Here is a 26,685-nt window from a genome sequence, read left to right as displayed (position 1 = left end):
ATGCTGCGTTTGACGTGGCGGGAGCTGGAAACGTGACTATGGTTGCCGGATTGCGGGCCATTGCGAAAGCGGTGGAATCACCACCGGTGCCTACCGTGCGCGCGCCAGTTCTCGACCCTACCGATGGGCGCGGTGCGTATCGCCTGCACCAGCGTGGCGATGCCCTGGGCGGCGTGCCAGGCGTTGTGCGGGTGCATCGACTGGAAATCGTTGTTGCCCAGCATCAGGACCACCAGTGCCAGCGGCGAGTGGATTTCAATGCGCTGCGCCAATCCTTGCAGGCCGTTGCGGCCGGGTTTGAAGGGATCGTCCCAGACCGTGCGGCGGCCGTTCAGGCAGTCTTCGATGATGCGCACCGGGGTGCCGCCGTCGGCGTTCAGGCCCAGCTCCAGCCGGCCGGGCCAGCGCACAGGGAACGGCAGGCGCTGGCGCGTGCCGGGCACGATGCCCCATGACAGCGAGTCGGCGTAGACGAGGACCTGCAGGGGATCGGCTTCAGGCAGCGGCGTGGTGCTCATGCGGAACTCCAGTCGGCGTGGAAGTTGGTCGATAAAGGGCAAGGGCCCTTGTCAAGCCATGTTGCATCGCGTAGACAAAAAGTCTTCCGAATACGCGGAGACTTCATAATATCGAACTTACTGCAGACAGGGAGAATGAAGTTGCGTTTCGAGCACTTGGTTGAGATCAACGATCCGGGCAATCCTCAACTGGATCCGCTGACGGCTGACCAGCTGTGGCAAGGCCTGGTGCTGCGCGCCGAGTCTCCCGAACTCTTTGTGCTGGGCCTGGACCGCGCCGAGGTGGTTGGCCGTGGCGACAACTGGGTCGACCGCGTGCTGCATTTTGGCAAGGCGTCGATCCAGGACCACGTGGTCTACGAGCCGCGTCGGCTGGTGCGCTATGAAACCGCGGCCACGGCCGACCATGCCGGCGGCACGCTGACCATGGCGATCGAAACCCCGGGCCCGGGCGCGCTGCTGCTGCGCTTTATCTACGACACCACCATGCCGGCCGTCGATGACAGCGGCGACGACCGCTATTCCGAGATCGTCAAGTCTGCCTATCACGCGGCCGACATCGACACCGTCCGCAAGATCCGCGAGATCGCCGACACCGGGCGGCTGGGGTGAGCGAGGGCCCCGCCACGCCGGAGGGTTCCGGCCAGCGGCCGGGACTGCCAACCCGGGAGGCGCTGCGCGCTCGCTACGGCGACCGGCTGCGCTGGCTGGTGCTGGTGACGCTGATGCTGGGCACGGTCTCGTCGATCGTCTCGTCCACCATTATCAATGTCGCCATTCCGGACCTGAGCCGGCATTTCGTGCTGGGTCAGGAGCGCGCGCAATGGGTGGCCGCCAGCTTCATGATTGCGATGACGCTGTCGATGCTGCTGACGCCCTGGCTGCTGAACCGCTACGGTCTGCGCCGCACCTTCCTGGGAGCCCTGGTGCTGCTGGGCACGGGCGGGCTGTTCGGCGGCTTTTCACCGACCTACGGCGTGATGATCGCAATGCGCGTGGCCGAGGGCATCGCCGCGGGCATCATGCAGCCGCTGCCCAATATCCTGATCCTGCGCGTGTTCGAAGAGCGCGAGCAGGGCAAGGCGGTCAGCATGTTCGGCTTTGGCGTGGTTCTGGCGCCGGCGCTGGGGCCCAGCCTGGGCGGCTTCCTGGTCGAGGCCTTCGGCTGGCGCTCGATCTTTTTCGTGGTGGTGCCGCTGACGCTGGTCGGCGTTCTGATGGCGCGGCGCTTCATGGCGGTGGACTCGATCATGATGGGCGAGCGCCAGCCGCTGGACTGGCGCGGGCTGGGCCTGGCCGGCATTGCCACGGTGAGCCTGCTCAATGGCGTGGTGGAAATGCGCGAGAGCGTACCGGCGGGCATGGCGCTGCTGGGCTTCGGCCTGCTGATGCTGGCGGCGTTCGTGATGTGGCAGCTGCGCGCGGCCTATCCGCTGATGAACATGCGGCTCTACAGCTACCAGCAGTTCGCGGCCGGGGCGGTGGTGGCGTTTATCTATGGCGCGGGGCTGTTCGGCTCGACTTACCTGCTGCCGGTCTACATGCAGATGGCGCTGGAATACACGCCGTCGCGCGCTGGCCTGGTGCTGTTCCCGGCGGGGGTGGTGCTGGCGCTGACGATCGCCATGACGGGGCGCTTCACGCAGCGGATCTCGCCGCATATCCAGGTGTCGTTCGGGCTGGCGCTGCTGTCGCTGTCGTTCCTGCTGATGGCGCTGAGTTCGCGTGCCACGCCTTATCTGATGTTGGTGGCACTGGCGGTGCTGGGGCGGATCGGGCTGGGTTGCATCCTGCCGTCGCTGACGCTGGGGGCGATGCGGGGCGTGGATTTCACGCTGATCGCGCAGGGATCAAGCTGCATCAACTTCCTGCGCCAGCTGGGCGGGGCCATCGGCGTCAGCCTGGCCGGCGTGGGGCTGCAATGGCGGCTGGCTGAGCATGGCGCGGTGCTGGGCCACGGCGTTGACGCCGCCGTGCAGGCGGCGCGCATCCGTGCCTTCGATGAAACCTTCCTGGCCGTGGGCGTGGTGATCGCCGCCGCGATGCTCGCGGCGTGGCGGATCCGGCCGCGGCCGGTGCTGGCGGCCTGAGAGCGCCGGGTCTGGCTGCCCTGCCTTAGCTGGCCGCGCCGCTGCGCAGTTCTTCCACCAGCGCGATGTACTGCTCCATCGCCTGTTCGCGCGCGGTGCCGCGCAGGGCTTCCCAGGCTTCGAACTTGTAGCGGCCGACAAAATCCGTCATGCCGGGCTTGTCGCCGTGGGCATCGCCCTCGCTGCCTTGCTTGAACAGGGCATACAGGCGCAGCAGGGACATATTGCTGGGGCGCTCGCTCAGTTGCTTGACGTCGATCTGGGCCTGGTCGAAGCGTGCCTGCAGGTCGCTCATGGGGGTTCCTCCGTATGTGCTGTCTGGATTGCGAAAGTGAGAGGCCGATGATAGCCGCCCGGCAGCCCCGCGCCGTCCGTATAAAACCGAAGAAGCCCTCGATTCCGGGCATCACCGGATACAATCGCGGCATGTCCTGGATTCTTGCTGTTGAAACTTCTACGGAGTGGTGCTCGGTCGCGCTCGGACGTGCGTCGGGTGCCGGAATCGAGTGCCTGGTGCGCCATGAGCACACCGGCGCACGCTCGTCGGCGCGCGTGCTGCCGGCCGCCGGTGAATTGCTGGCCGAAGCCGGCATCGCGCTGGCCGATTGCGCCGCCATCGCCTTCGGCGCCGGACCGGGCTCGTTCACCGGCCTGCGCACCGCCTGCGGCGTGGCGCAGGGGCTGGCGTTCGGCGCCGGGCTGCCAGTGGTTCCGGTCAATACCCTGATGACCTGCGCCGAGCGCGCGCGTGCCGCCACCCCGGCGCTGCCGGACGATACCGCGGTGCTGGTGGCGCTGGATGCGCGCATGGACGAGGCCTATTCCGCGGCCTTCCGCTGGCATGCCGGTGCGGGCGAATGGGCGGAACTCACGCCGATGCGGGTCAGCGCGCCGGAAACCGTGCCGCTGCCCGACGGTGCGTTCTGGCTGGCCGGCAATGCCGCCGCCGTCTTTGGCGAGCGGCTGGCGGGCCTGGCGCGCGCGGCGCGCGTGCTGCCGGAGGCGATGCCCCATGCGCAGCCGATGGTTGCCATCGCACTGCGCGCACTGGCGCGCGGCGAGGCCATCGACGCCGACCAGGCCATGCCCATCTACCTGCGCGACAAGGTCGCCCAGACCATCGCCGAACGCGAAGCCGCCGCTGTCGCACGTGCCGCGGCACAGGCCGGGAGCGCATCGTGAGCGCGGCCTATCCGCTCGATGACCGCAATCACTGGCCGCCAGTGCCCGCCATGCCGGCGCTGCCGGACGGCTGGGCGCTGGGCCGCATGAGCGCGCTGGACCTGGAGGCGGTGGCGGGCATCGAGGCACGCGCCTACAGCCACCCGTGGACGCGCGGCAACTTCGAGAACTCGGTCAAGACCGGGCATCTCGGCCTGACGCTGCGCGACCCCTCGGGGACGCTGGTGGCCTACGCCGTGCTGATGCCGGTGGTCGATGAAATGCACCTGCTCAACATCACCGTCGAGCCGCGGCGCCAGCGCCAGGGACTGGGGCGCCTGATGCTGGCGGTGGTGCTGGCGACTTCGCACGCGCACCGCATCCATACCATGCTGCTGGAAGTGCGGCCGTCCAATACCGGGGCGATCGCGCTGTACCGGGCTGCGGGGTTTGCCGAGATCGGGCGCCGCAAGGGCTATTACCCGGCCCACGGCGGCAAGCGCGAAGACGCGCTCGTGCTGCGCCGCGCCTGGCCGGCGCAGGCCGCCGCCAATGAAGGCACGGAGGGCAAGGCATGAGCCGCCGCGCACAGTTCCTGGAAGTGCTGGGCATCCCGACTGAGTGGGTGCCGCGCGAGCGTAAGGACGCGCTGGCAGAAGCCGTGCCGGAGATGGCGGCGGTGCAGGCTGCGCTGCCTGCGGTCGAGGCGCCCGTGGCCGAAACGGCTGTTCCGGTTGCCGCAGCGCTTGCCGATCCCGTTGAGACGGTGCCGGCGCCGGTGGCGCCGCCGGTCGCAAGGGCGCCCGTTGCACCTTCGCTGGTCCCCGCGAGCCCGGAACCCGGCTCGGCGCAGGCGGACCGCGAAGCGGGCATCGCCGCGATGGAATGGCCGGCATTGGATGCCGCCGTGGCCGGCTGCACCGCCTGCGGCCTGTGCCAGACCCGGACCAATACCGTGTTCGGCGTCGGCGACCGGCAGGCCGAATGGATGCTGGTGGGTGAAGCCCCCGGCGAGAACGAGGACCTGCAGGGCGAGCCCTTCGTGGGCCAGGCCGGCAAGCTGCTCGACAATATGCTGGGCGCGCTCGGGCTGGCGCGCGGGCGCAATGTGTTCATTGCCAACGTGCTCAAGTGCCGCCCGCCCGGCAACCGCAACCCGGAGCCGGAGGAGGTGGCGCAGTGCGAGCCCTTCCTGCGCCGGCAGATCGCGCTGCTCAAGCCCAAAGTGATCGTGGTGCTGGGCCGCTTCGCGGCGCAGTCGCTGCTGCGCACCACCACCCCCATCGGCAAGCTGCGCGGCACCGTACATACCTATGAGGGCATCCCCGTGGTGGTGACCTACCATCCGGCTTACCTGCTGCGCACCCTGACCGACAAGGCGCGCGCCTGGGAAGACCTGTGCTTGGCCCGGGAGGTCCATGACCGTGCGGGAGCTGGGGCCTGACCTCTCTCTGACCCGCGGCGGCGACGGCCATGGGCCGTCGGGCCCGCCGCTGTGGCGCCGCGCCGCGTCGGCGCGCACGCGCGACCTGGCCTGGACCACGCTGTCGCCGCCGTTGCTGGCGGCAGTGCCGGGCGCGGCCCTGGCGCGCTGGCCTGCCGGCACGCTGGCTGCCTGGCAGCACTGGCTGGAAACCGCGGACCCCGCCACGCTGCCCGCCACCATCGACGAACTGGCCGACGGCCACGCCGCCCCCTCCGCCGACGATGCCGACCAGGACCCCGCCAGCCGCAGCCTGCGCCTGGGCCGCCATGCCGAGCGGCTGCTGCATTTTGCGCTGCGCCATATGCAGGGGCTGTCGCTGCTGGCCGCCAACGTGCCGGTGCGGCGCGCGGGCCGGCACGGCGTGCGCACGCTGGGCGAACTGGACTTCGTCTGGCGCGATCAGGCATCGGGCGCGGTGGTCCACTGGGAGATGGCGGCCAAGTTCTACCTGTTGGCCCCGGGCGACCACCAGCCGCCACGGGCGCAGGATTTTGTCGGACCCAACCTGGTCGACCGCCTTGGCGACAAGCTGGGCCACATCGTGCACCGGCAGCTTCCGCTGGGGTGCACGGCGGAGGCGCAGGCCTTGCTGGGCCATACGGTGAACCGCAGCGAGGTCTACCTGCTGGGCTGGCTGTTCTATAGCGATGGCCGGGTGCCCCCGGGGCTGGACGCGCTGGGGATTGCGCCAGATCACATGTACGGCTGGTGGTCCACGCTCGACGGCTGGGCCGCCCGCGCCGCCGCGCGGCCCGGCTTGCGCTGGTGCCGCCTGCCGCGTACCGGGTGGCTGTCGGGGGCGCTGGTCCCTGAATCCGGCACGGAGGAAGTGAGCGCGCTGCACGCGATGCTGGCGCAGCGCTTCGCCGATCCGCGCCATGACCACGGCTGGCGGCGCGAGTCGCCGGTGATGCTGTGCGAACTGGAGCCCGCCGGGCCGCAGGCGCCGGGCTGGTGGCGCGAATGCTCGCGCGGGTTTGTGGTGCCGCCGGGGTGGGAAGAGCGGGCGCTGGCGCGGGCGGCGGAGCCGCCAAGGCCGGGGCCGCAGGCCGCGCAGGACGCGGCCTGAGCCTGGCTGCGCCAGCCGGCGCAGCCAGGCAGGGAAGGCAGGATCAGTGGTGCTTGTCCTCGCCGATCATTGCCAGCGAGTTGAAGGTGCGCGCGTTGTACTTGTGCAGCTTGAGCACCAGCGCCATGGTCACAACGATAAACAGGCCGAGCGCGATGATGACCACGCCGATCGGCACGTTCAGCTTGATCAGCAGCGCGTACAGGCACAGCATCAGCAGCACCGAGACGTTCTCATTGAAGTTCTGCACCGCGATGGAGTGGCCTGCCGACAGCAGCACGTGGCCGCGGTGCTGCAGCAGCGCGTTCATCGGCACCACAAAGTAGCCCGACATCGCGCCCACCAGCATCAGGAACACGTAGGCGATGGCCATGTACAGCGGCATGTGCATGCCCAGCACGTCCAGCGTCACCTGGGGCATCGCGTCCTTGGTGTAGAACGCCATCAGCATCACGGTGGCACCCATCGCCACGCCGAAGGGCAGCACTGACAGCGACTTGCGCAGCGGGATGCGCGCGGCGGCCAGGATCGCGCCCACGGCCACGCCCACGGCCACCACGGCCTGCAGCAGGGCGCCCTGGGACAGGTTCAGGCCCAGCGATTTCTCGGCCCACTTCAGCACGATGAACTGCAGCGTGGCGCCCACGCCCCAGAACAGCGTGGTCACCGCCAGCGAGATCTGGCCCAGCTTGTCGCGCCACAGCGCCACGAAGCAGTCGCCGAACTCGGCAATCAGCTTGATCGGGTTCCTTTCCTGCGCAGGATAGCGGGCGCCGGTTTCGGGGATAAACAGGTTGAACACCGAGGCGATCACGTAGAACAGCATGATCACCACCATCGCGGCCTCGGCCGGGGTGTCGATGCCCGTATTGATATAGGGCAAGTCAAAGCGCAGCAAGATGCTGGAGATATGCACCGAGATCAGCGCGCCGCCCACCACGGTGCCCAGGATGATCGAGCACACCGTCAGGCCCTCGATCCAGCCGTTGGCCATCACCAGCTTCTCGGGCGGCAGCAGCTCGGTCAGGATGCCGTACTTGGCCGGCGAGTACGCCGCCGCGCCGAATCCCACCACGCCATACGCCAGCAGCGGGTGCAGCCCGAACATCATGATGGCGCAGCCGACCACCTTGATGGCGTTGGTGATGAGCATCACCCGCCCCTTGGGCATCGAGTCGGCAAAGGCGCCGACGAAGGCGGCGAGAACGACGTAGGAAAGGACGAAGAACAGCTTGAGCAGCGGAGTCATCCACTGCGGGGAATGCAACTCGGTGAGCAGGGCGATGGCGGCGATCAGCAAGGCATTGTCGGCCAGCGAAGAAAAAAACTGCGCGGCCATGATGGTGTAAAAACCCTTCTTCATGCTGTCGACTTTCTCTCCATCGCGAGCTCCGCTCGGGTTGGCCAGGCTGGTGCCCGCCGGTGAGGCCATGGTTTGCAGGGAACCTTGTGCCGCAGCCGTGTCGAATTGTGTCGGTGGTGCTACGCTGCGGCGCCGTGAGGCCTGCCTGACAGTCATTGACATAATGCTTCGCTTTTAGAACATGGCCGGAGCGTCCGGCTTTATATCACGAAAACATGACATTCCCGAACCCTGGCATGGGCTCTTTTGGACAGCAAATTGCCGTGCCGATTCCCCGGTGACCCCCGGCAACAGCATCCGAATGTGTTCAAATAACGGCTGTGGCCGCCGCCAGTCGACCGGGTCTTCCCTGATCTGGTGCGCGGTCTGACAGACATATGGTGACTGGGAAACCTGGGCATGCCAATTGCGGGCATCCCGCATGCCAGTCGCCCCAACGTGCTGCGGCACACCGACAGGTGACGTTTGCGCCATCGACACTGAGACCGAGCCGTCCTTCCAGCGCCCGCGCCGGCCGCACATGCCGCCAGCGCCGGCTGCGTGCTCGTCTGCTTCCGAGATGTGACTCCCATGCCAAGACCCATCCAAGCCGTCATCCATCAACCCGCCCTGGCCAACAACCTTGATGTCATCCGCCGCAAGACGCCGCATTCGCGCATCTGGGCGGTGGTCAAGGCCAACGCCTACGGTCACGGTATCCGCCGCGTCTTTGCTGCACTGCGGGGTACCGACGGCTTCGGCCTGCTGGACCTGAACGAAGCCGTGCTGCTGCGCGACCTCGGCTGGCAGGGCCCGATCCTGCTGCTGGAGGGCTTCTTCCAGCCGCAGGATGTCGCCGTGATCGAACAGTACCGGCTGACCACCGCGATCCATTGCGACGAGCAGTTGCGCATGCTGGAAAGCGCACGTCCCAAGGGGCCGCTGGCGATCCAGCTCAAGCTCAATACCGGCATGAACCGGCTCGGCTTCCATCCGGCTGCCTACCGTACTGCCTGGGAGCGCGCTCGCGCCATGCCCTGTGTGGGCAGTATTGTCCATATGACGCATTTTTCCGATGCGGATAGTCCCCGAGGCATCGCCCACCAGGTCGAGGTCTTCGATGCCGCCACGGCCAACTTGCCGGGCGAGGCCAGCCTGTCGAATTCCGCCGCGGTGCTGTGGCATCCGCAGGCGCACCGCGCCTGGGTGCGCCCGGGCGTCATCCTGTACGGCGCCTCGCCCACGGGCCGCGACGCCGATATTGCCGGCACCGGCCTGCAGCCGGCCATGTCGCTGCACAGCGAGCTGATCTCGGTGCAGGACTTGCAGGCGGGCGATACCGTCGGCTACGGCTCCTTGTTCACCGCCGAGCGGCCGATGCGCATCGGCGTGGTGGCCTGCGGCTATGCCGACGGCTACCCGCGCCATGCCTCGGGCTGGGGCGAGCAGCGCGCGCCGGTGCTGGTCGATGGCGTGCGCACCGAGCTGGTCGGGCGCGTGTCGATGGATATGCTGTGCGTGGACCTGACCCCGTGCCCGAAGGCAAAGGTCGGCAGCCCGGTCACGCTGTGGGGCCAGGGCCTGCCGATTGACGAAGTGGCGCAGGCCAGCGGCACGGTCGGCTATGAGCTGATGTGCGCGCTGGCGCCGCGCGTGCCGACCACGGTGGCAACGATCACCGCGTCCGATAGCGCCGCGCCCGCCGTGGCCTGATCCGCGGGTGTTGGTGCGGGCGCAGGTCCGCGCACTTACCATCTGCCGGCCGGGCCACTTGTGGGCCCGGCTCGTTTTTTTCCTGCAAGGACATTGCGTTGGCCAAGACCAAGACTGTCTATACCTGTACCGAATGCGGCGGCACCACGCCGCGCTGGGCCGGCCAGTGCCCGCACTGCCAGCAGTGGAACACGCTGGTGGAGACGGTGGCAGAGTCCGCCGCGAACAAGCGCTTCCAGCCGCTGGCCGCGTCGGCCACGGTGCGCAAGCTGTCGGAGATCGATGCCGCGGACGTGCCGCGCTTCTCCAGCGGCATCGATGAATTCGACCGCGTGCTGGGCGGCGGCCTGGTGTCGGGCGGGGTGGTGCTGATCGGCGGCGATCCCGGCATCGGCAAGTCCACGCTGCTGCTGCAGGCGCTGGCCAACCTGGCCGGGCAGCGCCGGGTGCTCTATGTCAGCGGCGAAGAATCCGGCGCGCAGATCGCACTGCGCGCGCAGCGCCTGGGCGTGGAAAGCCCGTCGCTGGGCCTGCTCGCCGAAATCCAGCTCGAGAAGATCCAGGCCACGCTGGAAGTGGAAAAGCCCGAAGTCGCGGTGATCGACTCGATCCAGACGCTGTATTCCGAAGCGCTGACCTCTGCGCCGGGCTCGGTCGCGCAGGTGCGCGAATGCGCAGCGCAGCTCACGCGCATTGCCAAGAGCAGCGGCATCACCATCATCCTGGTCGGCCACGTGACCAAGGAAGGCAGCCTGGCGGGCCCGCGCGTGCTGGAGCATATCGTCGATACGGTGCTGTATTTCGAAGGCGATACCCACTCGTCGCACCGGCTGATCCGCGCCTTCAAGAACCGCTTCGGCGCAGTCAATGAGCTGGGCGTGTTTGCCATGACCGAACGGGGTCTGCGCGGCATCAGCAACCCGTCGGCCTTGTTCCTGTCGCATCACGAAGAAACCGTGCCGGGCTCGTGCGTGCTGGTGACGCAGGAGGGCACGCGTCCGCTGCTGGTGGAGATCCAGGCGCTGGTCGATACCGCCCACGTGCCCAACCCGCGCCGGCTGGCCGTGGGGCTGGAGCAGAACCGGCTGGCGCTGCTGCTGGCGGTGCTGCACCGGCACGCGGGCATTGCCTGCTTTGACCAGGACGTGTTCCTGAATGCGGTGGGCGGGGTCAAGATCACCGAACCCGCTGCCGACCTGGCGGTGCTGCTGTCGATCCACTCGTCGATGCGCAACAAGCCGCTGCCGCGCGGCCTGGTGGTGTTCGGCGAAGTCGGCCTGGCGGGCGAGATCCGCCCCAGCCCGCGCGGGCAGGAGCGCCTGAAGGAAGCCGCCAAGCTGGGCTTTACGATCGCCGTGATTCCCAAGGCGAACGCGCCCAAGCAGAAGATCGACGGGCTCGAAGTGATTGCGGTGGATCGCATCGAGCAGGCCATCGACCGCGTGCGCCATCTGGACTGACCATGGACGCCGGCATCGCCTTCGAGACGGAGCGCCTGCGGCTGCGCCAGTGGCGCGAGGCGGACGATGCTCCGTTTGCCGCGCTCAACGCCGACGCGGCGGTGATGCGCTATTTCCCTGCGCCGCTGACGCGCGCCGAAAGCGATGCGATGGCCGACCGCTGCCGCAGCCTGATTGCGGCAGAGGGGTGGGGCTTCTGGGTAGCCGAGCGCAAGGCGGACGGCGCTTTCCTGGGGTTTGTCGGACTGCACAAGCCCAGCGCAGCGCTGCCGTTCGCGCCGTGCGTGGAAATCGGCTGGCGCCTGGCGCGGCACGCCTGGGGCAGCGGCTACGCGACCGAGGCGGCACGTGGCGCGCTCGCTTACGGCTTCGGCCGCCTGGGTCTGGACGAGATCGTGTCCTTCACGACACTTGCCAATGCCCGCTCGCGGGCGGTCATGGAACGGCTCGGCATGCGTGAGGATGCCGTGGGCTTCGAGCATCCCGCAGTGCCGCCGTGCCACCCGTTGCGGCCCCATTGCCTGTACCGTCTGCCGCGCGCGGCGTGGCAGGCATCCGGCGCCTGAGGCCCCTGCGTCAATCCGCCACAGGGCAGGGGGCTTGCGCTGCGTGTGACGCCAACTGCAGGCGCTGCAAAATAGGTAATAATGCGCAGCAATGCCGCGCCAACCACTGACGGCACCCTGACGGCAACGTTTGCCGGAACCCCTGATCACCCACTATGCAAGCCAACTCCCGCGCCTATTTCCTGCTGATCGCCATCGTCTCCTTTGGCCTGGTCGGCGTTGCGCTCTACCTGCAGTTTGAAAAGGGCTACCAGCCTTGTCCGCTCTGCGTGATGCAGCGCTTTGCCTTTATCGGCATCGGCATCTTCTCGCTGCTGGCGGTGGTGGCGCAGAACACGCGCTCGCTGTGGCAGGGGCTGGGGATGCTGTCGGGCATCGCCGGCATTGCCGTGGCGGTCTACCATGTGTCGCTGCTGCTCAATCCCAAGGCCACCTGCGGCATCGACCCGCTGGAGAACTGGGTCAACGCGCTGCCGACGGCCAAGGTGCTGCCGCAGGTGTTCTATGCCGATGGCCTGTGCACCGCGCCGCTGCCGCCGGTGCTGGGGCTGTCGGTGCCAGTATGGTCGCTGATCTGGCTGTTTATCCTGACGCTGACGCTGGCGGTGGGGTTGATCCGGCGGGAGAGGAATTTCCGCTGAGCGGTGATGCAGCAAACAAAAAACCGGCGCCTGGGCGCCGGTTTTTGTTTGCGCTGATGCTGCTTACGCAATCTGCTCGATCTGCTCCTGCAGCTCCAGCCATTTCTCTTCCAGCGTCTCCAGCTCGCCGTTGACCTCGCCTTGGCGCTTGAGCATTTCCATCAGCTTCGTTTTGTTGGCCTCGGCATAGCTGCTTTCATCGGCCATGAACTGGTCGATCTCTTCCTTGGCGGTTTGCAGCACCGCCATGCGCTTTTCCACCTTTTCCAGTTCCCTGGTCAGCGGCTTGCGCAGCGCCGACAGCCGCTGGCGCTCGTCGGCCTCGGCGCGGCGCTGGTCCTTGCGGTTGACCGCAGCCGCGGCATCGCTGGCGTTCTCCGCCTGGTGCGCGGCGGTGGCGGCATTGCGCTTGGCCGCGGCCTGTTGCAGCAGCCAGTCGCGGTAGTCGTCCAGGTCGCCGTCGAAGGGCTTGATGGTGCCGTCGGCCACCAGCATGAACTGGTCGGCGGTGGCGCGCAGCAAATGCCGGTCGTGCGAGACCAGGATCAGCGTGCCTTCGAACTGCGCCAGCGCCATGGTCAGCGCCTCGCGGGTATCGAGGTCCAGGTGGTTGGTCGGCTCGTCCAGCAACAGCAGGTTGGGCTTCTGCCAGACGATCAGCGACAGCGCCAGCCGGGCCTTTTCGCCGCCGGAGAAGGGCTCGATCGGGGCGGTGGCCATGTCGCCGCGGAAGTTGAAGCTGCCGAGGAAGTCGCGCAACTCCTGCTCGCGCGTGTCGGGTGCGAGGCGTGCCAGGTGCTGCAGCGGCGAGTCGTGGTCGCGCAGCGTTTCCAGCTGGTGCTGGGCGAAGTAGCCGATCTGCAGGCCCTTGCCCAGGCGCAGCTTGCCCGTGAGCGGGTCCTGCGTGCCGGCCAGGGTCTTGACCAGGGTTGACTTGCCCTGGCCGTTGGCGCCCAGCAGGCCGATGCGCTGGCCGTTCTGGATCGACAGCGCCAGGTTGTGCAGGATGGTGACGGGCGGCTCGGCCTCGGCATAGCCGCAGTCGACGCCGTCGAGCACCATCATCGGGTTGGGCGCGGCGTCGGGCTCGCGGAACTCGAAGGCAAAGCCGGCGGCCACGTGCACCGGCGCCAGCCGCTCCATCTTCTCCAGCGCCTTGACGCGGCTCTGCGCCTGGCGCGCCTTGGTGGCCTTGGCCTTGAAGCGCGTGATGAACGATTCCAGGTGCGCGATCTCTTTTTGCTGACGCACGTAGGCCGATTGCTGCTGCGCCATCTGCTGCAGCCGCAGGGTCTCAAACAGCGTGTAGTTGCCGCCGTAGCGGCGCAGTTGCTGGTTCTCGATATGCACGGTGACGTTGCAGATCGCGTCGAGGAATTCGCGGTCGTGCGAAATCATCACCAGCGTGCCAGGGTAGCGCGCCAGCCAGTCTTCCAGCCAGACGATGGCGTCCAGGTCCAGGTGGTTAGTCGGTTCGTCGAGCAACAGCAGGTCGGACGGGCACATCAGCGCCTGCGCCAGGTTCAGGCGCATGCGCCAGCCGCCTGAGAACGAGGCCACCGGCTGCGATACCTGCGCCAGCGTGAAGCCCAGGCCCAGCAGCAGGGCTTCGGCGCGCGCGGGGGCGGTGTAGCCGTCGGCGTCGGCATAGGCGGCGTGGGCTTCGCCCTCGGCACTGCCGTCGCCGCTGGCCTGGGTGGCGGCAATGGCGGCTTCGATCTCGCGCAGGCGGGTGTCGCCGTCGATCACGTAATCCACCGCAGTGCGGTTGACCGCAGGCGTTTCCTGCGCCACGTGCGCGACGCGCCACTGTGCCGGCACGTTGACATCGCCCCCGTCCGGATGCAGCTCGCCGCGCAGCAGCGCGAACAGCGTCGACTTGCCGCTGCCGTTGGCGCCGACAAGGCCCACGCGCTCGCCCGGGTTGAGCGTCACGCTGGTGTGGTCGAACAGCACTTTTGTGCCGCGCTGGAGGACTAGCTGGTCGATTCGGATCACGAGAGGGGAAATGCCTGAGTGAAAAACAGAAAAAGCGCAGAGAAAACGGGCAACCGCCGGGTCTGGTGCGCTGGCCGGCATTGTAGCGTTTCCGGTGCGGCGCACGCCGTGGCGGTGCAAAGCGGTCCGGCAACCTGCACCGCCAATGTGCCTTTGTGGCTCGCGGATTCAGGGATTACCCTTGGTCTCGCAAAACTCTATTTTCTTGCGTGCTGGTTCCGTGTAAATTCATTTTCACGACAACGACAGCCATGACGACGACCATGACACGACGTCCTGGCCAACCGCTTTCACCATGCCAAAAGGCCATTCGATCTCCGACCGCATTGCGCGCAGCCTGCCGACGCTGACGCCGGCGCATCGCCGCATGGCGGAATACGTGCTGGCCAACCTGTTCCGCGCGGCGACCATGCGCATCGACGAGTTTGCCGCGGCGGTCGAGGTGTCGGTGGCCACGGCCAACCGCTTTGCGCGGGCGCTGGGCTTCGACGGCTATCCGCAGTTCCGGGCCGAGCTGGTGCGCGGTTTCGAGGCCACGCTGGCGCCGGTGGAGCGGCTGCGCAGCGAGCTGGAGCGCCCCGCGACCGTGGCCGAAGTCTTCGCCGCCTCGCTGGAAGATGCCGCGGCCAATGCCGAAGCCACGCGGCGCGGCATCGATCCGGAGGCCTGCGAGCGCGCAGTCTCGGCGATCCTGGCGGCGCAGCGCGTCTATGTGGCCGGCTTCGGCGCCAGCGGTTTCCTGGCGGGCCTGCTGCAGCACGGGCTGGAAATGCATTGCCGCATGGTGACCTCGGTGGCCGGGGCGGGCGGCGCCTCGCATGCGGCGCGGCAGCTGTTCAAGCTGCAGCCGAGCGACCTGTTGATCGTGATTGCCTTCCCGCGCTATGTCACGGACAGCATCGAACTGGCCGAGCGCGTCAGGTCGCGCGGCGGCCAGGTACTGGCGCTGACCGACGGGCCGACCTCGCCGCTGGCGCCGCTGGCCGATATCGCGCTGTACGCGCAGGCCGGCAACCGCCTGTCGGCCAACTCCGACGCCACCGTGCTGGCGCTGATCGAGGCGCTGTGCGGTGCGGTGGCGCACCGGGCCGAGCGGCCGGTCAAGGCCGCCGCCGAAATGACTGAATTCCTGCTGCCGTGGCTGTACGGCGCCCCTGACGCCGAACCGGCCCACCGGTCCGCGCCCGCGCAGCCCGCGGAACCCATTGCCGGCGCCACGCGCGGCCGATCCACCAATACCCGCAAGTCCTGAGCCTCCTTATGCAACCTGCAGTCATTGCCATCCACGGCGGCGCCGGCACCATCACCCGCGCGGCGATGGATGCCACCCGCGAACGCGAATACATCGAAGCGCTGCAGCATGTGCTGCAAGCCGGCCAGCGCATCCTGGCCGAGGGCGGCAGCGCGCTCGATGCGGTCACCGAGGCCGTGCGCCTGCTGGAAGAGTGCCCGCTGTTCAATGCGGGCAAGGGCGCCGTGCTGACCCATGCCGGTACCTATGAGCTCGACGCCGCGGTGATGGACGGCGCCACGCTGGAAGCCGGCGCCGTGGCCTGTGTCACGCGCCTGCGCAACCCGGTGCTGGCCGCTCGCGCGGTGCTGGACCACAGCGAACATGTGCTTTTTGCCGGCGCCGGCGCCGAGGCTTTCGCGCAGGCACAAGGGCTGGAACTGGTGGCGCCGGAGTACTACTTCACCCAGGCCCGCCACGACCAGTGGCAGCGCGCGCTTGGCAACGCCGGCATGGCGCTGCTGGACCACGACGCCGCCGCGCTGGCCGCGCAAGGCCAGGTCGGGCCGGCCGACCCGATCGACCCCGACAGCAAGTTCGGCACCGTTGGCGCGGTCGCCTGCGACAGCCGCGGCAACCTGGCCGCGGCCACCTCCACCGGCGGCGTGACCAACAAACAGGTGGGCCGCGTGGGCGATACCCCGGTGATCGGCGCGGGCTGCTATGCGGACGACGTGGCGGCGGTGTCTGCCACCGGCACCGGCGAGATGTTTATCCGCACCGTGGCCGCGTACGACGTGGCGGCACAGATGCGCTATGCGGGCCTGCCGCTCGAGGAAGCGGCGCGGCGCGTGGTGACGGAGAAGCTGCCCGCCATCAACGGCCGCGGCGGCCTGATTGCGGTGGACCGCGCCGGCAACGTCACGCTGCCATTCAATACCGAAGGCATGTACCGCGGTTTCGCCCGGGTGGGCGAGGCCGTGAACGTATCGATCTACGGCTGAGCGCCATCCCCCCGCATCACCCGGTATTACAAGGAGTTCCAGTGGCTACATCCCCTATGCAAGCCTCCCGGTCCGGCATCGTGCTGCCACCGCAGCGCGTGGTTTCGGTCGACGGGCTGAGCGTGCGCTTTGCCACGTCGGAGCGCACGGTCGAGGCCGTGCGCGACCTGTCCTTCCATGTCGACCGCGGCGAGACGCTGGCGGTAGTGGGCGAGTCGGGCTCGGGCAAGTCAGTGACGTCGCTGGCGCTGATGCGGCTGGTGGAGCATGGCGGCGGCAAGATCGTCTCGGGCAGCATGGCGCTGCGCCGGCGCGGTGGCGAGGTGATCGACCTGGCGCGCGCGGATAACGCCACGCTGCGCGGCGTGCGCGGCGCCGACGTGGCGATGATCTTCCAGGAGCCGATGACCTCGCTCAACCCGGTATTCACGGTGGGGGAGCAGATCGCGGAATCGATCCGCCTGCACCAGGGCAAGAATCGCGCGGCGGCGCGCGCCGAGGCGCTGCGCATGCTGGAACTGGTGCGCATCCCCGAGGCGCGCCGCGTGCTGGAGCGCTACCCGCACCAGCTCTCAGGCGGCATGCGCCAGCGCGTGATGATCGCCATGGCGCTGTCGTGCAAGCCGGCACTGCTGATTGCCGACGAGCCCACCACGGCGCTGGACGTGACCATCCAGGCCGAGATCCTGCAACTGATCCGCGGCCTGCAGGCCGAGATGCACATGGGCGTGGTCTTCATCACCCATGACATGGGCGTGGTGGCCGAGGTCGCCGACCGCGTGCTGGTGATGTACCGCGGCGAGAAGGTGGAAGAGGGCACCTCGGACGATGTGTTCCGCGCGCCCGCGCATCCCTACACGCGCGCGCTGCTGTCGGCGGTGCCGCGCCTTGGCGCCATGAGCGGCACCGACCTGCCGGCCAAGTTCCCGCTGCTGCAGCTGGACAGCGCCAACGCAGAACCGGTCGCGCCGCAGGACACGGTGAAGCCGGGTGTCGCGCCGATCCTGCGCGTGCAGGACCTGGTGACGCGCTTCGACGTGCCGGGCGGGCTGTTCGGCCGCGTGGCGCGGCGCGTGCATGCGGTCGAGCAGGTCAGCTTCGACCTCTATCCCGGCGAGACGCTGGCGCTGGTGGGCGAATCCGGCTGCGGCAAGTCGACCACGGGCCGCTCGCTGCTGCGCCTGGTGGAAAGCCAGAGCGGCACCATCGAGTTTGCCGGGCAGAACATCAGCAAGCTGGAAGGCCCGGCGCTGCAGACCCTGCGCCGCAATATCCAGTTCATCTTCCAGGACCCGTTCGCCTCGCTCGATCCGCGCGTGCCGGTGGGCTATTCGATCATGGAGCCGCTGCTGGTGCACAAGGTGGCCAGCGGCAAGGAGGCGGAGCAGCGCGTGGCCTGGCTGCTCGACAAGGTCGGGCTGGACCCGTCGCACGCGGCGCGCTATCCGCACGAGTTCTCCGGCGGCCAGCGCCAGCGCATCTGCATTGCGCGCGCGCTGGCGCTGAACCCCAAGGTGGTGGTGGCCGATGAGTCGGTGTCGGCGCTGGACGTGTCGATCCAGGCGCAGATCGTCAACCTGATGCTGGACCTGCAGCGCGAGCTGGGCATCGCCTTCCTGTTTATCTCGCACGACATGGCGGTGGTGGAGCGCGTGAGCCATCGCGTGGCGGTGATGTACCTGGGCCAGATCGTCGAGATCGGGCCGCGCCGCGCGATCTTCGAGAACCCGCAGCACCCCTACACCAAGAAGCTGATGTCGGCAGTGCCGATCGCCGACCCGGCGCGGCGCCACCTGCGGCGCGAGCCGCTGAACGACGAGATTCCCAGCCCGATCCGCGCGGTCGGCGACGAGCCGGTGGTGCAGCCGCTGGTGCAGGTCGCCGGCAGCGGGTCGCTCGGCCATTATGTCGCCCGGCATGCCGTCGGCGGCGCTTATTGAAGTCCTCGAAGTCAAGAAGTTACCAAGGAGATTCGACGATGTCTGCACGTATGGTTTCGCCCCGATGGATGGCCGGTGCCTTTGCCGCCGGCGCACTGGGCATGCTGGCCGCGGCCCCTGTTTTTGCTGCCAAGGATGCCGTGATGGCGGTGAGCTCGACCTTCACCTCGCTGGATCCGTACGATTCGAACGACACGCTGTCGCAGGCGGTCGGGAAGAGCTTCTACCAGGGCCTGTTCGGCCTGGACAAGGACATGAAGCTGGTCAATGTGCTGGCAGACAGCTACGAGGTCAGCAAGGACGGCCTGACGTATACGATCAAGCTGAAGAAGGGCGTCAAGTTCCACGACGGCACCACCTTCGATGCCGCCGCCGTCAAGGCCAACCTGGACCGCGTCACCAACCCGGCCAACAAGCTCAAGCGCTACACGCTGTTCAACCGCGTGGCCAGGACCGACGTGGTCGACGCCAATACCGTCAAGGTCACGCTGAAGGAGCCGTTCTCGCCGTTTATCAACGTGCTGGCGCACCCGTCGGCGGTGATGATCTCGCCGGCCGCGCTGCAGAAGTACGGCAAGGACATTGCCTTCCACCCGGTGGGGACCGGCCCGTTCGAGTTCGTTGAATGGAAGCAGCCCGACCACCTGAAAGGCAAGAAGTTCGCCGGCTTCTGGAAGACCGGCTACCCGAAGATCGACACCATCACCTGGAAGCCGGTGGTGGACAACAACACCCGCGCCGCGATCATGCAGACCGGCGAGGCCGACTTCGCCTTCAGCATCCCGTTCGAGCAGGCCGCGGTGCTGAAGAACAGCCCCAAGGTGGATCTGATCGCGTCGCCGTCTATCATCCAGCGCTACCTGTCCATGAACACCATGGTCAAGCCGTTCAACGACCCCAAGGTGCGCCAGGCGATCAACTACGCCATCAACAAGGACGCGCTGGCCAAGGTCGCCTTTGCCGGCTACGCGGTGCCGGCCGAAGGCGTGGTGCCGCCGGGCGTGGACTATGCCGAGAAGCTGGGCCCGTGGCCGTATGACCCGGCCAAGGCGCGCGCGCTGCTGAAGGAAGCCGGCTACCCCAACGGCTTCGAGACCACGCTGTGGTCGGCCTACAACCACACCACCGCGCAGAAGGTGATCCAGTTCGTGCAGCAGCAGCTGCAGCAGGTCGGCATCAAGGCCTCGGTGCAGGCGCTCGAGGCAGGCCAGCGCGTGGAGAAGGTCGAGAGCGTGCCGAAGCCGGAAGACGCCGGCGTGCGCATCTACTACATAGGCTGGTCGTCGTCGACCGGTGAATCGGACTGGGCGCTGCGTCCGCTGCTGGCTTCCGAGTCGATGCCGCCCAAGCTGCTGAACACCGCGTACTACAAGAACGACCAGGTCGACGCCGACATCGCCGGCGCGCTGCGCACCACCGATCGCGGCGAAAAGGCGCGCCTGTACAAGGACGCGCAGGAACGCATCTGGAAGGATGCGCCGTGGGCCTTCCTGGTGACCGAGAAGGTGCTGTTTGCACGCAGCAAGCGCCTGACCGGTGCCTATGTGATGCCGGACGGGTCGTTCAATTTCGACGAGATCGATATCAAGCAGTGATGGGGCGAGGTGAGGGCCGGGACTTTGTGGAAGCTCCGGCCCTCTCCCCCGGCCCCTCTCCCGCAAGCGGGAGAGGGGAGCAAACAGCGGGCGATGGTTGAGTCCCGAAGGTTTTCTCCCCTCTCCCTCTGGGAGAGGGGCGGGGGAGAGGGCAGGCGCATGCAGTAGTCACATGGCCCGATCTACGTTGTCCCATCCAACGAGCAGTAAGCAGTAAAGCAGTAAGCCGAAGTAGGTCGCCTGCCCGCGTCGCGGGGTCGCAGGCGGGCGGCCCGCGGCCTTTCCTCATGGTGTGTGATGCTGAATTACTTCCTCAAACGTGTGCTGGGCGTGATCCCCACGCTGCTGATCGTGGCGGTGCTGGTGTTCCTGTTCGTCCACCTGCTGCCCGGCGATCCGGCGCGGCTGGCGGCGGGCCCGGAGGCCGACTCGGCCACGGTCGAACTGGTGCGCAAGGACCTGGGCCTGGACCGGCCCATGCACGAGCAGTTCGTCCACTTCTTCTCCAATGCGCTGCGCGGCGAGTTCGGCCATTCGCTGCGCACCAAGCGCCCGGTCAGCGAGGAGATCGGCGACCGCTTCATGCCCACGCTGCTGCTGACGGTGGCGTCGATGGTGTGGGCGGTGGTGTTCGGCATGGCCATCGGCATCGGCTCGGCGGTGTGGCGCAACCGCTGGCCGGACCGCTTCGGCATGACGCTGGCGGTGTCGGGGATCTCGTTCCCCGCCTTCGCGCTGGGCATGCTGCTGATGGAGGTATTTTCGGTGCAATTGGGCTGGCTGCCGTCGATCGGCGCCGACACCTGGAAGCACTATGTGTTGCCCTCGGTCACGCTGGGCGCCGCGGTGGCGGCGGTGATGGCGCGCTTTACCCGCGCCTCGTTCATCGAGGTGCTGCAGGAAGACTTTATCCGCACCGCCCGCGCCAAGGGCGTGCGCGAGCCACTGGTGGTGGCCAAGCACGGCCTGCGCAACGCCATGATCCCGGTGGTGACCATGATGGGCCTGCAGTTCGGCTTCCTGCTGGGCGGCTCGATCGTGGTGGAGAAGGTGTTCAACTGGCCGGGCCTGGGGCGCCTGCTGGTCGATGCCGTCGAGATGCGCGACTACCCGGTGATCCAGGCCGAGGTGCTGCTGTTCTCGCTTGAATTTATCCTGATCAACCTGGTGGTGGACGTGCTTTACACCGTGATCAACCCAACCATCCGCTACAAGTGAGGCCGGCATGACTGAGCTTTCCACGCCCGCCGCAGCGCAAGCGGCACCCGCCACCGCCCCCGTGCCAGAGGCCGTGCGCACGCCCTGGACCGAGTTCTGGCGCAAATTCCGCAAGCAGCACCTGGCGCTGGGCGCGGGCGCGTTCGTGCTGGTATTGGTGGTGATTGCCATCGTGGCGCCGCATATCGTGCCGTACGACCCGGAGAACTTCTTCGACTATGACGCACTCAACGCGGGCCCGTCGGCAGCGCACTGGATGGGCGTGGATTCGCTCGGGCGCGATATCTTCAGCCGCATCCTGGCCGGCACGCGCATCTCGCTGGCGGCGGGCTTCCTGTCGGTGATCCTCGGCGCGGTGATCGGCACCGTGCTGGGCCTGCTGGCCGGCTACTACGAGGGCTGGTGGGACCGCATCGTGATGCGCATCTCCGACGTCCTCTTTGCCTTCCCCGGCATCCTGCTGGCGATCGGCATCGTCGCCATCCTGGGCAACGGCATGACCAACGTGATCTTTGCCGTGGCCATCTTCAGCATCCCCGCGTTTGCGCGGCTGGTGCGCGGCAATACGCTGATGCTCAAGCGGCTGACCTATGTGGAGGCCGCGCGCAGTATCGGCGCGTCGGACTGGACCATCCTGATGCGGCATATCCTGCCGGGCACGGTGTCGTCGATCGTGGTGTATTTCTCGATGCGGATCGGTACCTCGATCATCACTGCCGCCAGCCTGTCGTTCCTGGGGCTGGGCGCGCAGCCGCCCACGCCGGAATGGGGCGCGATGCTCAATGAAGCCCGCGCCGACATGGTCACCGCGCCGCACGTGGCGATCTTCCCGAGCCTGGCGATTTTCCTGACCGTGCTGGCCTTCAACCTGCTGGGCGACGGCCTGCGCGACGCGCTCGACCCCAAGATCGACCGCCGCTGAATCGGGGCCGCTGAACATGACCGCATCGACAACGGGCGTGCCGCGCGTCGGCAGCCTTCCGGCGGGACCGCTGGACAGCATTGCCGACGTGGGGGGCGTAACCGTCGGCCACTGCACGCTGGCCGATGGTGGCGTGCAGACCGGCGTCACCGTGATCCGCCCCCATGGCGGCGATCCCTACCGCGACAAGGTGCCCGCCGCGGCCACCGTGCTCAACGGCTTCGGCAAGAGCATCGGGCTGGTGCAGGTGGATGAACTGGGCGTGCTGGAAACGCCGGTGGCGCTGACCAATACCTTCTCGGTCGGCGCGGTGGCGCAAGCGCAGATCCGCGCGGCGGTGGTGGCCAATCCGGAGATCGGCCGCGCGCTGCCCACGGTCAATCCGCTGGTGTTTGAATGCAATGACGGCTACCTGAACGATATCCAGCGCATGGCGGCGGAGGGCAGCCACTATGAGGCGGCCCTGGCCGATGCCGGGCAGGACGTCGTGCAGGGCGCGGTCGGCGCCGGGCGCGGCATGTCGGCGTTCGGCGTCAAGGGCGGCATCGGCTCCGCTTCGCGCCTGGCTGGCGGCTACTGCGTGGGCGCACTGGTGCTGGCCAATTTCGGCACGCCGGATTCGCTGACCGTGGCCGGCAGGCTGGTCGGTCCAGATCTGGTGCAGCGGCTCGCGCAGCCCGATACCGTGGCGCAACCGGAAAAAGGCTCGATCATCATGATCCTCGCCACCGACGCCCCGCTGGACGCGCGCCAGCTGCGCCGGCTGTCGCTGCGCGCCGGCGCCGGGCTGGCGCGCACGGGGTCGGTGTTCGGGCATGGCTCGGGCGATATCGCGCTCGCGTTCTCGACCGCGTATACCGTGCCGCACGACGCCGCCCGGCCGATGCCCGCCATCGCCATGCTCCATGAAACCCGGCTTGACCCGCTGTTCCGCGCCGCGGCCGACAGCGTCGAGCAAGCCATCCTGCATGCCCTGTGGCATGCCGCACCGGTGCAGGGCCGCGACGGCCACTGCCGGCGCGCAATGCTGGACGTGATGCCCGAACTGGGCCGGACCGCCTGATGAAGATCCTTGTTTCCACCGATATCGAAGGCGTGGCCGGCGTCTTCCATGCCGAGCAGACGCGCCCCGGCAACGGCGAATACGAACGCGCCCGGGCCTGGATGACCGGCGAAGCCAATGCCGCGGTCGAAGGCGCGGTTGCCGGCGGGGCCACTGAGGTGCTGGTCAATGACTCGCACGGCGGCTTTCGCAACCTGCTGCCCGACCAGCTCGATCCGCGCGCGCGGGTGGTGCTGGGCAAGCCGCGCTACCTCGGCATGATGGCCGGCGTCGAGGCGGCCTTGGACGGCGTGCTGATGATCGGCTACCACGGCCGCGCCCAAAGCCGCGGTGTACTGGCGCACACCATCAACAGCGGCGCCTTTGCGCGGGTCTGGCTCAACGACAAGGAATTGGGCGAGGCCGGGCTGTACGCCGCGCTGGCGGGCGAGTTCGGCGCGCCGGTGCTGATGGCCAGCGGCGACGACGTCTTCGTGCAGGAGACCCGCGTGCTGATGCCGTGGGTGCGCTATGTCGAGACCAAGTCGGCGGGCGGCTTCGGCAGCGGTACCTCGCTGTCGCCGGCGGCGGCGCGCGAGGCCATTGCCGCGGCGGCCGCAACCGCGGTGCGCGAACGCGCGCAGGCGCAATGCCTGCGCATCGGCGCGCCGGTGGCCTGCACCCTGCAGGCACTGACACCCGCGCACGCCGACCTCTTCTGCCAGTGGCCGACGCTGGAACGTCGCGACGGCGTCACGCTCTCTTTCCAGGCCGAATCGGTCCAGGCGGCGGTGCGCATGCTGAACTGCCTGTCGGCAATGTCGTTCATGCTGAAATAGCCACCGCAACAAGCGGATTTGCCGGGACGATCGCGCGGATCGGCGACAATGGCGGGTCGAGCAATACCCAGGCAATACCGCAACGCATGACCCAGGCACACGACGGGGGCTGGACCCCCGTACGCAAGGACTTCGTCGACCTCGCCACGCGCTGCCATGCGCGGGGCGCGAGCCGCCGCCACCATGGCTTTCCCTCCGGGCAGGCCTATATCCTGCGCGACGCCGCAGGACACGAATATCCCTTTGGCGACGACTGCGCGCGTGCCGCCGTGCCGCATCCGGGCCTGCTGCAGCAGGTGCCGGACTACACCGAGCGCGATGTGGTGCCGCGCACGGCCTTGCCCGAGTTGCCGCCGCCGGCCCGCCGGCGCGATCCCGCCCAGGCGCAGGCGGCCGAGCGCGCCGCCGCGATCCGCTACCTGGTGCTGCGCATGGAGAAGGTGGCCGCGGTGCCGCGCGTGCAGCCGACAGTGCGTTTCCCGGCGCTTGAGGGCGTCTATGAGCAGTACCAGCGCACCGGCGACATCGGCATGGCGCAGGTGCGCCGCATCCTGGCGATCGAGCGCAGCCGGTCCACGCCGCCGCGCCTGCGCGCGACCAACCTGCTGGATGTCTATACCGCGCATGTGAAGCTGGAACGGCTGGTCGCGGCATCCAACAGTGTCGACAACATCCGCTTCCTGCGCAGCCTGCATGACTGGCTGGCCCGTCACCTGGTGCTGACCGCCGGCCAGCTGGCCGCGGCCGGCATCGAGATGCATCCGCAGGCATTCACGTCGTCCGGCATCTGGGGGCCTGACACAGAGCCGCCGCCCGCCCCGGCCGGATTCCAGTCGGGCTCGCTGTTCTAGCCGCGACTGGCGAGACCCGCGGATTTGGCGTCTAATGCCTGCATCGCATCCGCTGGTGACGCCATGAGCCATTTTTCTCGCAGCTACGCCGAAGCTCGCAAGAAGTTCCTGGACGCCGCCCGCGCGGCGGGCGCCGCCCTGGCGCAGTTCCCGCATCCCACCAAGCGCGGCAGTGCCGGCGAAGACCTGGCGATCGACGTGGCGCTGGCCGGCCCGGCCGAGGCCCGCCGCTGCATCATGGTGACCTCGGGCACGCACGGCGCCGAGGGCTTTGCCGGCTCGGGCGCGCAGGTGTCGTTGCTGCACGACGCCGCGCTGCTTGCCGATTGCGCCGCCGCCGACACCAGCCTGCTGCTGGTGCACGCGATCAATCCCTACGGCTTCTCCCACCTGCGCCGGGTCAACGAGGACAACGTCGACCTGAACCGCAATTTCATGGATTTCACGCAGCCGCTGCCGGAGAACGCGGCCTATGCCGAGATCGCGCCGCTGCTGCTGCCGCCCCAATGGCCGCCGTCCGACACCGACCAGGCGCAGCTGATGAAGGCCGTGGCCGAGCGCGGCATGGCGTGGTACCAGGCGGCGGTCAGCCGCGGCCAGTACCAGGACCCGGTCGGCATGTTCTACGGCGGCGACAAGGCCACCTGGAGCAACTACACGCTGTGCCGCATCCTGGCGCGCTTCGGCGCCGGGCGCGAGGCGCTGCGCTGGATCGACGTCCATACCGGCCTCGGGCCTTGGGGCTATGGCGAGCCCATCCACATGGGGCCGGACACGCCGGAGTCGATCACGCGCACGCGCGCGATCTGGGGCAAGCGGGTGACCTCGATCTACGATGGCTCGTCGACCTCGGCCAACCTGACCGGGCTGGCCTGGCACGCCGTGCCGCAGACGCTGCCCACGGTGGACTATGCCGGCATCGCGCTGGAGTTCGGCACGCTGCCGGTGGGCGAGGTCCTGGACGCGCTGCGCGGCGACCACTGGCTGCACCGGCACCCCGAAGCCGACGAGAACCAGCGCTCGCTGGTCCGCCACGCCATGTGGCGCGCCTTCTATGGCGATGCCGACGACTGGCGCGACGGCGTGGTGGGGCAGGTGACCGACGCGGTGCGGGACACCATTGCCTCGGTCTAGCGGGCGCGCTGACGGGCAGCAAGCGCCATCTGGTAATGTCTCGATGTTGGCGGTAGCGTGCCGAGCCGGGCACTGCCGCCACACTATGGCCGGCAGCTGCCGCAGCCGGGCAACAGTCAGCAAATAATCAAGAACAAGACGGAAGAGGTCGGGGTGGGCCAGCGCGGTGTCATTCGCGCCGCCGCGGCCTGGCGCATGGCGCCGCTTCCGGCATCAGCTCGGCAGGGAGGCCGGTGCGATGACGCTCTACGAACTGAAGCCCAGGTTCCAGGCCTGGTTGCGCCCTCTGGTGCAGGACCTGGCGCAGCGCGGCGTGACCGCCAACCAGGTGACGCTGGCCGCCGCCGCGGGCTCGCTGACGGTGGGCGTGCTGGCCGCGCTGGGCATGCTGGTGGCCGAGACCCCGGCCCTGTTCCTGCTGTTCCCCCTGTGGTTGTTCCTGCGCATGGCGCTCAATGCCATCGACGGCATGCTGGCGCGCGAGCATGGCCAGCAGAGCGTGCTGGGTGCCTACCTGAACGAGCTTGGCGACATTGTCTCGGACCTGGCGCTGATCCTGCCGCTGGCTGCCCTGCCGGGCTTCAGCCTGGGGCAGGTCGGCACCTTCGCGCTGCTGGCGGTGATTGTCGAGGCTGCCGGCCTGATCGGTCCGCAGGTCGGCGCCAGCCGGCGTTACGACGGTCCGCTGGGCAAGAGCGACCGCGCTTTCGCGGTTGGCGCGATTGCACTGTGGGCCGGGCTGGGGCTGGGCTTTGGCGCGGCCGCAAGCTGGCTGTGGCTGCTGCTGTCGCTGTTGTCGTTGTTCACGATTGCCAACCGGGTGCGCCGCGGCATTGCCGAGGCCCAGGCCCGCTCCGCGGAGTAG

General features: G+C 68.2%; 24 protein-coding genes and 1 pseudogene. 21 read left to right on the top strand and 4 right to left on the bottom strand.

The window, feature by feature from the left end:
• Positions 1–122 precede the first annotated feature (122 nt).
• A pseudogene (locus DN412_RS18915) lies at positions 123–518 on the bottom strand (SGNH/GDSL hydrolase family protein); the annotation flags it as partial.
• A gap of 135 nt (positions 519–653) precedes the next feature.
• Between DN412_RS18915 and DN412_RS18910 the strand changes: the two are divergent.
• Complete coding sequence (locus DN412_RS18910) at positions 654–1,130, top strand: SRPBCC family protein (protein ID WP_115213001.1); 477 nt, start codon at positions 654–656, stop codon at positions 1,128–1,130.
• Complete coding sequence (locus DN412_RS18905) at positions 1,127–2,608, top strand: DHA2 family efflux MFS transporter permease subunit (protein WP_115213000.1); 1,482 nt, start codon at positions 1,127–1,129, stop codon at positions 2,606–2,608. The genes DN412_RS18910 and DN412_RS18905 overlap by 4 nt, the downstream gene beginning before the upstream one ends.
• Before the next feature lie 25 nt (positions 2,609–2,633).
• Here the strand turns inward: DN412_RS18905 and DN412_RS18900 are convergent, their stop codons facing one another.
• Entirely contained in the window at positions 2,634–2,903 is a 270-nt protein-coding gene (locus tag DN412_RS18900) for an acyl-CoA-binding protein (protein WP_011615505.1), read from the bottom strand.
• A 131-nt stretch (positions 2,904–3,034) separates the two neighbouring features.
• Between DN412_RS18900 and tsaB the strand changes: the two genes are divergently transcribed.
• Genes tsaB through DN412_RS18880 form a run of 4 tightly spaced genes read left to right on the top strand, consistent with a single transcriptional unit; the run spans position 3,035 to position 6,324 of the window.
• Complete coding sequence (gene tsaB, locus DN412_RS18895; protein WP_115212999.1) at positions 3,035–3,790, top strand: tRNA (adenosine(37)-N6)-threonylcarbamoyltransferase complex dimerization subunit type 1 TsaB; 756 nt, start codon at positions 3,035–3,037, stop codon at positions 3,788–3,790.
• Positions 3,787–4,347 (top strand): ribosomal protein S18-alanine N-acetyltransferase, encoded by a 561-nt coding sequence (rimI, locus tag DN412_RS18890; RefSeq protein ID WP_115212998.1) that lies wholly within the window; start codon positions 3,787–3,789, stop codon positions 4,345–4,347. Before tsaB ends, rimI begins: the two co-directional genes overlap by 4 nt.
• Entirely contained in the window at positions 4,344–5,213 is an 870-nt protein-coding gene (locus DN412_RS18885; RefSeq protein WP_115212997.1) for a uracil-DNA glycosylase, read from the top strand. Before rimI ends, DN412_RS18885 begins: the two co-directional genes overlap by 4 nt.
• The gene (locus tag DN412_RS18880; protein WP_115212996.1) at positions 5,188–6,324 is read left to right on the top strand and encodes a DUF1853 family protein; all 1,137 of its coding nucleotides are present in this window, start codon (positions 5,188–5,190) and stop codon (positions 6,322–6,324) included. The genes DN412_RS18885 and DN412_RS18880 overlap by 26 nt, the downstream gene beginning before the upstream one ends.
• A gap of 43 nt (positions 6,325–6,367) precedes the next feature.
• Here the strand turns inward: DN412_RS18880 and lplT are convergent, their stop codons facing one another.
• Positions 6,368–7,687, bottom strand: a complete 1,320-nt coding sequence (lplT, locus tag DN412_RS18875) for a lysophospholipid transporter LplT (protein ID WP_115212995.1) — start codon at positions 7,685–7,687, stop codon at positions 6,368–6,370.
• A gap of 570 nt (positions 7,688–8,257) precedes the next feature.
• Between lplT and alr the strand changes: the two genes are divergently transcribed.
• From alr to DN412_RS18855, 4 genes are all read left to right on the top strand, one after another.
• Complete coding sequence (gene alr / locus DN412_RS18870) at positions 8,258–9,379, top strand: alanine racemase (protein ID WP_115212994.1); 1,122 nt, start codon at positions 8,258–8,260, stop codon at positions 9,377–9,379.
• 98 nt (positions 9,380–9,477) lie between these two features.
• Positions 9,478–10,839 (top strand): DNA repair protein RadA, encoded by a 1,362-nt coding sequence (radA, locus tag DN412_RS18865; RefSeq protein ID WP_115212993.1) that lies wholly within the window; start codon positions 9,478–9,480, stop codon positions 10,837–10,839.
• Positions 10,840–10,841: 2 nt separating this feature from the next.
• A complete protein-coding gene (locus DN412_RS18860; RefSeq protein ID WP_115212992.1) occupies positions 10,842–11,405 on the top strand; it encodes a GNAT family N-acetyltransferase in 564 nt (187 codons plus the stop codon).
• Between the two features lie 155 nt (positions 11,406–11,560).
• Entirely contained in the window at positions 11,561–12,046 is a 486-nt protein-coding gene (locus DN412_RS18855; RefSeq protein WP_115212991.1) for a disulfide bond formation protein B, read from the top strand.
• 63 nt (positions 12,047–12,109) lie between these two features.
• Here DN412_RS18855 and DN412_RS18850 read toward each other — a convergent pair whose 3' ends face one another.
• On the bottom strand, positions 12,110–14,044 hold the full coding sequence (locus tag DN412_RS18850) for an ATP-binding cassette domain-containing protein (RefSeq protein WP_115212990.1): 1,935 nt from the start codon (positions 14,042–14,044) through the stop codon (positions 12,110–12,112).
• 295 nt (positions 14,045–14,339) lie between these two features.
• On the opposite strand from DN412_RS18850, the gene DN412_RS18845 reads away from it, so the two are divergent.
• The 11 genes from DN412_RS18845 (at position 14,340) to DN412_RS18790 (ending at position 26,685) form a co-directional block, all read left to right on the top strand.
• Positions 14,340–15,296, top strand: a complete 957-nt coding sequence (locus DN412_RS18845) for a MurR/RpiR family transcriptional regulator (protein ID WP_115212989.1) — start codon at positions 14,340–14,342, stop codon at positions 15,294–15,296.
• Positions 15,297–15,304: 8 nt separating this feature from the next.
• Positions 15,305–16,279: an isoaspartyl peptidase/L-asparaginase family protein gene (locus DN412_RS18840; RefSeq protein ID WP_115212988.1), complete on the top strand. Its 975-nt coding sequence runs from the start codon at positions 15,305–15,307 to the stop codon at positions 16,277–16,279.
• Positions 16,280–16,335: 56 nt separating this feature from the next.
• A complete protein-coding gene (locus DN412_RS18835) occupies positions 16,336–18,219 on the top strand; it encodes a dipeptide ABC transporter ATP-binding protein (RefSeq protein ID WP_115212987.1) in 1,884 nt (627 codons plus the stop codon).
• A 38-nt stretch (positions 18,220–18,257) separates the two neighbouring features.
• Positions 18,258–19,814 (top strand): glutathione ABC transporter substrate-binding protein GsiB, encoded by a 1,557-nt coding sequence (gene gsiB / locus DN412_RS18830; protein WP_115212986.1) that lies wholly within the window; start codon positions 18,258–18,260, stop codon positions 19,812–19,814.
• 297 nt (positions 19,815–20,111) lie between these two features.
• Positions 20,112–21,032 (top strand): glutathione ABC transporter permease GsiC, encoded by a 921-nt coding sequence (gsiC, locus tag DN412_RS18820; RefSeq protein ID WP_115212985.1) that lies wholly within the window; start codon positions 20,112–20,114, stop codon positions 21,030–21,032.
• Between the two features lie 7 nt (positions 21,033–21,039).
• Positions 21,040–21,954, top strand: coding sequence for a glutathione ABC transporter permease GsiD (gsiD, locus tag DN412_RS18815; RefSeq protein ID WP_115212984.1), 915 nt, complete (start codon positions 21,040–21,042; stop codon positions 21,952–21,954).
• A gap of 16 nt (positions 21,955–21,970) precedes the next feature.
• Positions 21,971–23,017 (top strand): DmpA family aminopeptidase, encoded by a 1,047-nt coding sequence (locus tag DN412_RS18810; protein WP_115212983.1) that lies wholly within the window; start codon positions 21,971–21,973, stop codon positions 23,015–23,017.
• Entirely contained in the window at positions 23,017–23,835 is an 819-nt protein-coding gene (locus DN412_RS18805) for a M55 family metallopeptidase (RefSeq protein ID WP_115212982.1), read from the top strand. Before DN412_RS18810 ends, DN412_RS18805 begins: the two co-directional genes overlap by 1 nt.
• An 86-nt stretch (positions 23,836–23,921) precedes the next feature.
• The gene (locus DN412_RS18800) at positions 23,922–24,686 is read left to right on the top strand and encodes a hypothetical protein (protein WP_115212981.1); all 765 of its coding nucleotides are present in this window, start codon (positions 23,922–23,924) and stop codon (positions 24,684–24,686) included.
• A 63-nt stretch (positions 24,687–24,749) separates the two neighbouring features.
• Entirely contained in the window at positions 24,750–25,820 is a 1,071-nt protein-coding gene (locus tag DN412_RS18795; protein ID WP_115212980.1) for a M14 family metallopeptidase, read from the top strand.
• 238 nt (positions 25,821–26,058) lie between these two features.
• Entirely contained in the window at positions 26,059–26,685 is a 627-nt protein-coding gene (locus DN412_RS18790; protein ID WP_115213005.1) for a CDP-alcohol phosphatidyltransferase family protein, read from the top strand.

Source organism: Cupriavidus lacunae, from assembly GCF_003353055.1.
In the GTDB taxonomy this organism is placed as follows: Bacteria; Pseudomonadota; Gammaproteobacteria; order Burkholderiales; family Burkholderiaceae; genus Cupriavidus; species Cupriavidus lacunae.
Note: the sequence above shows the minus strand (reverse complement) of the source record. Positions and strands in the feature narration are given on the sequence as shown.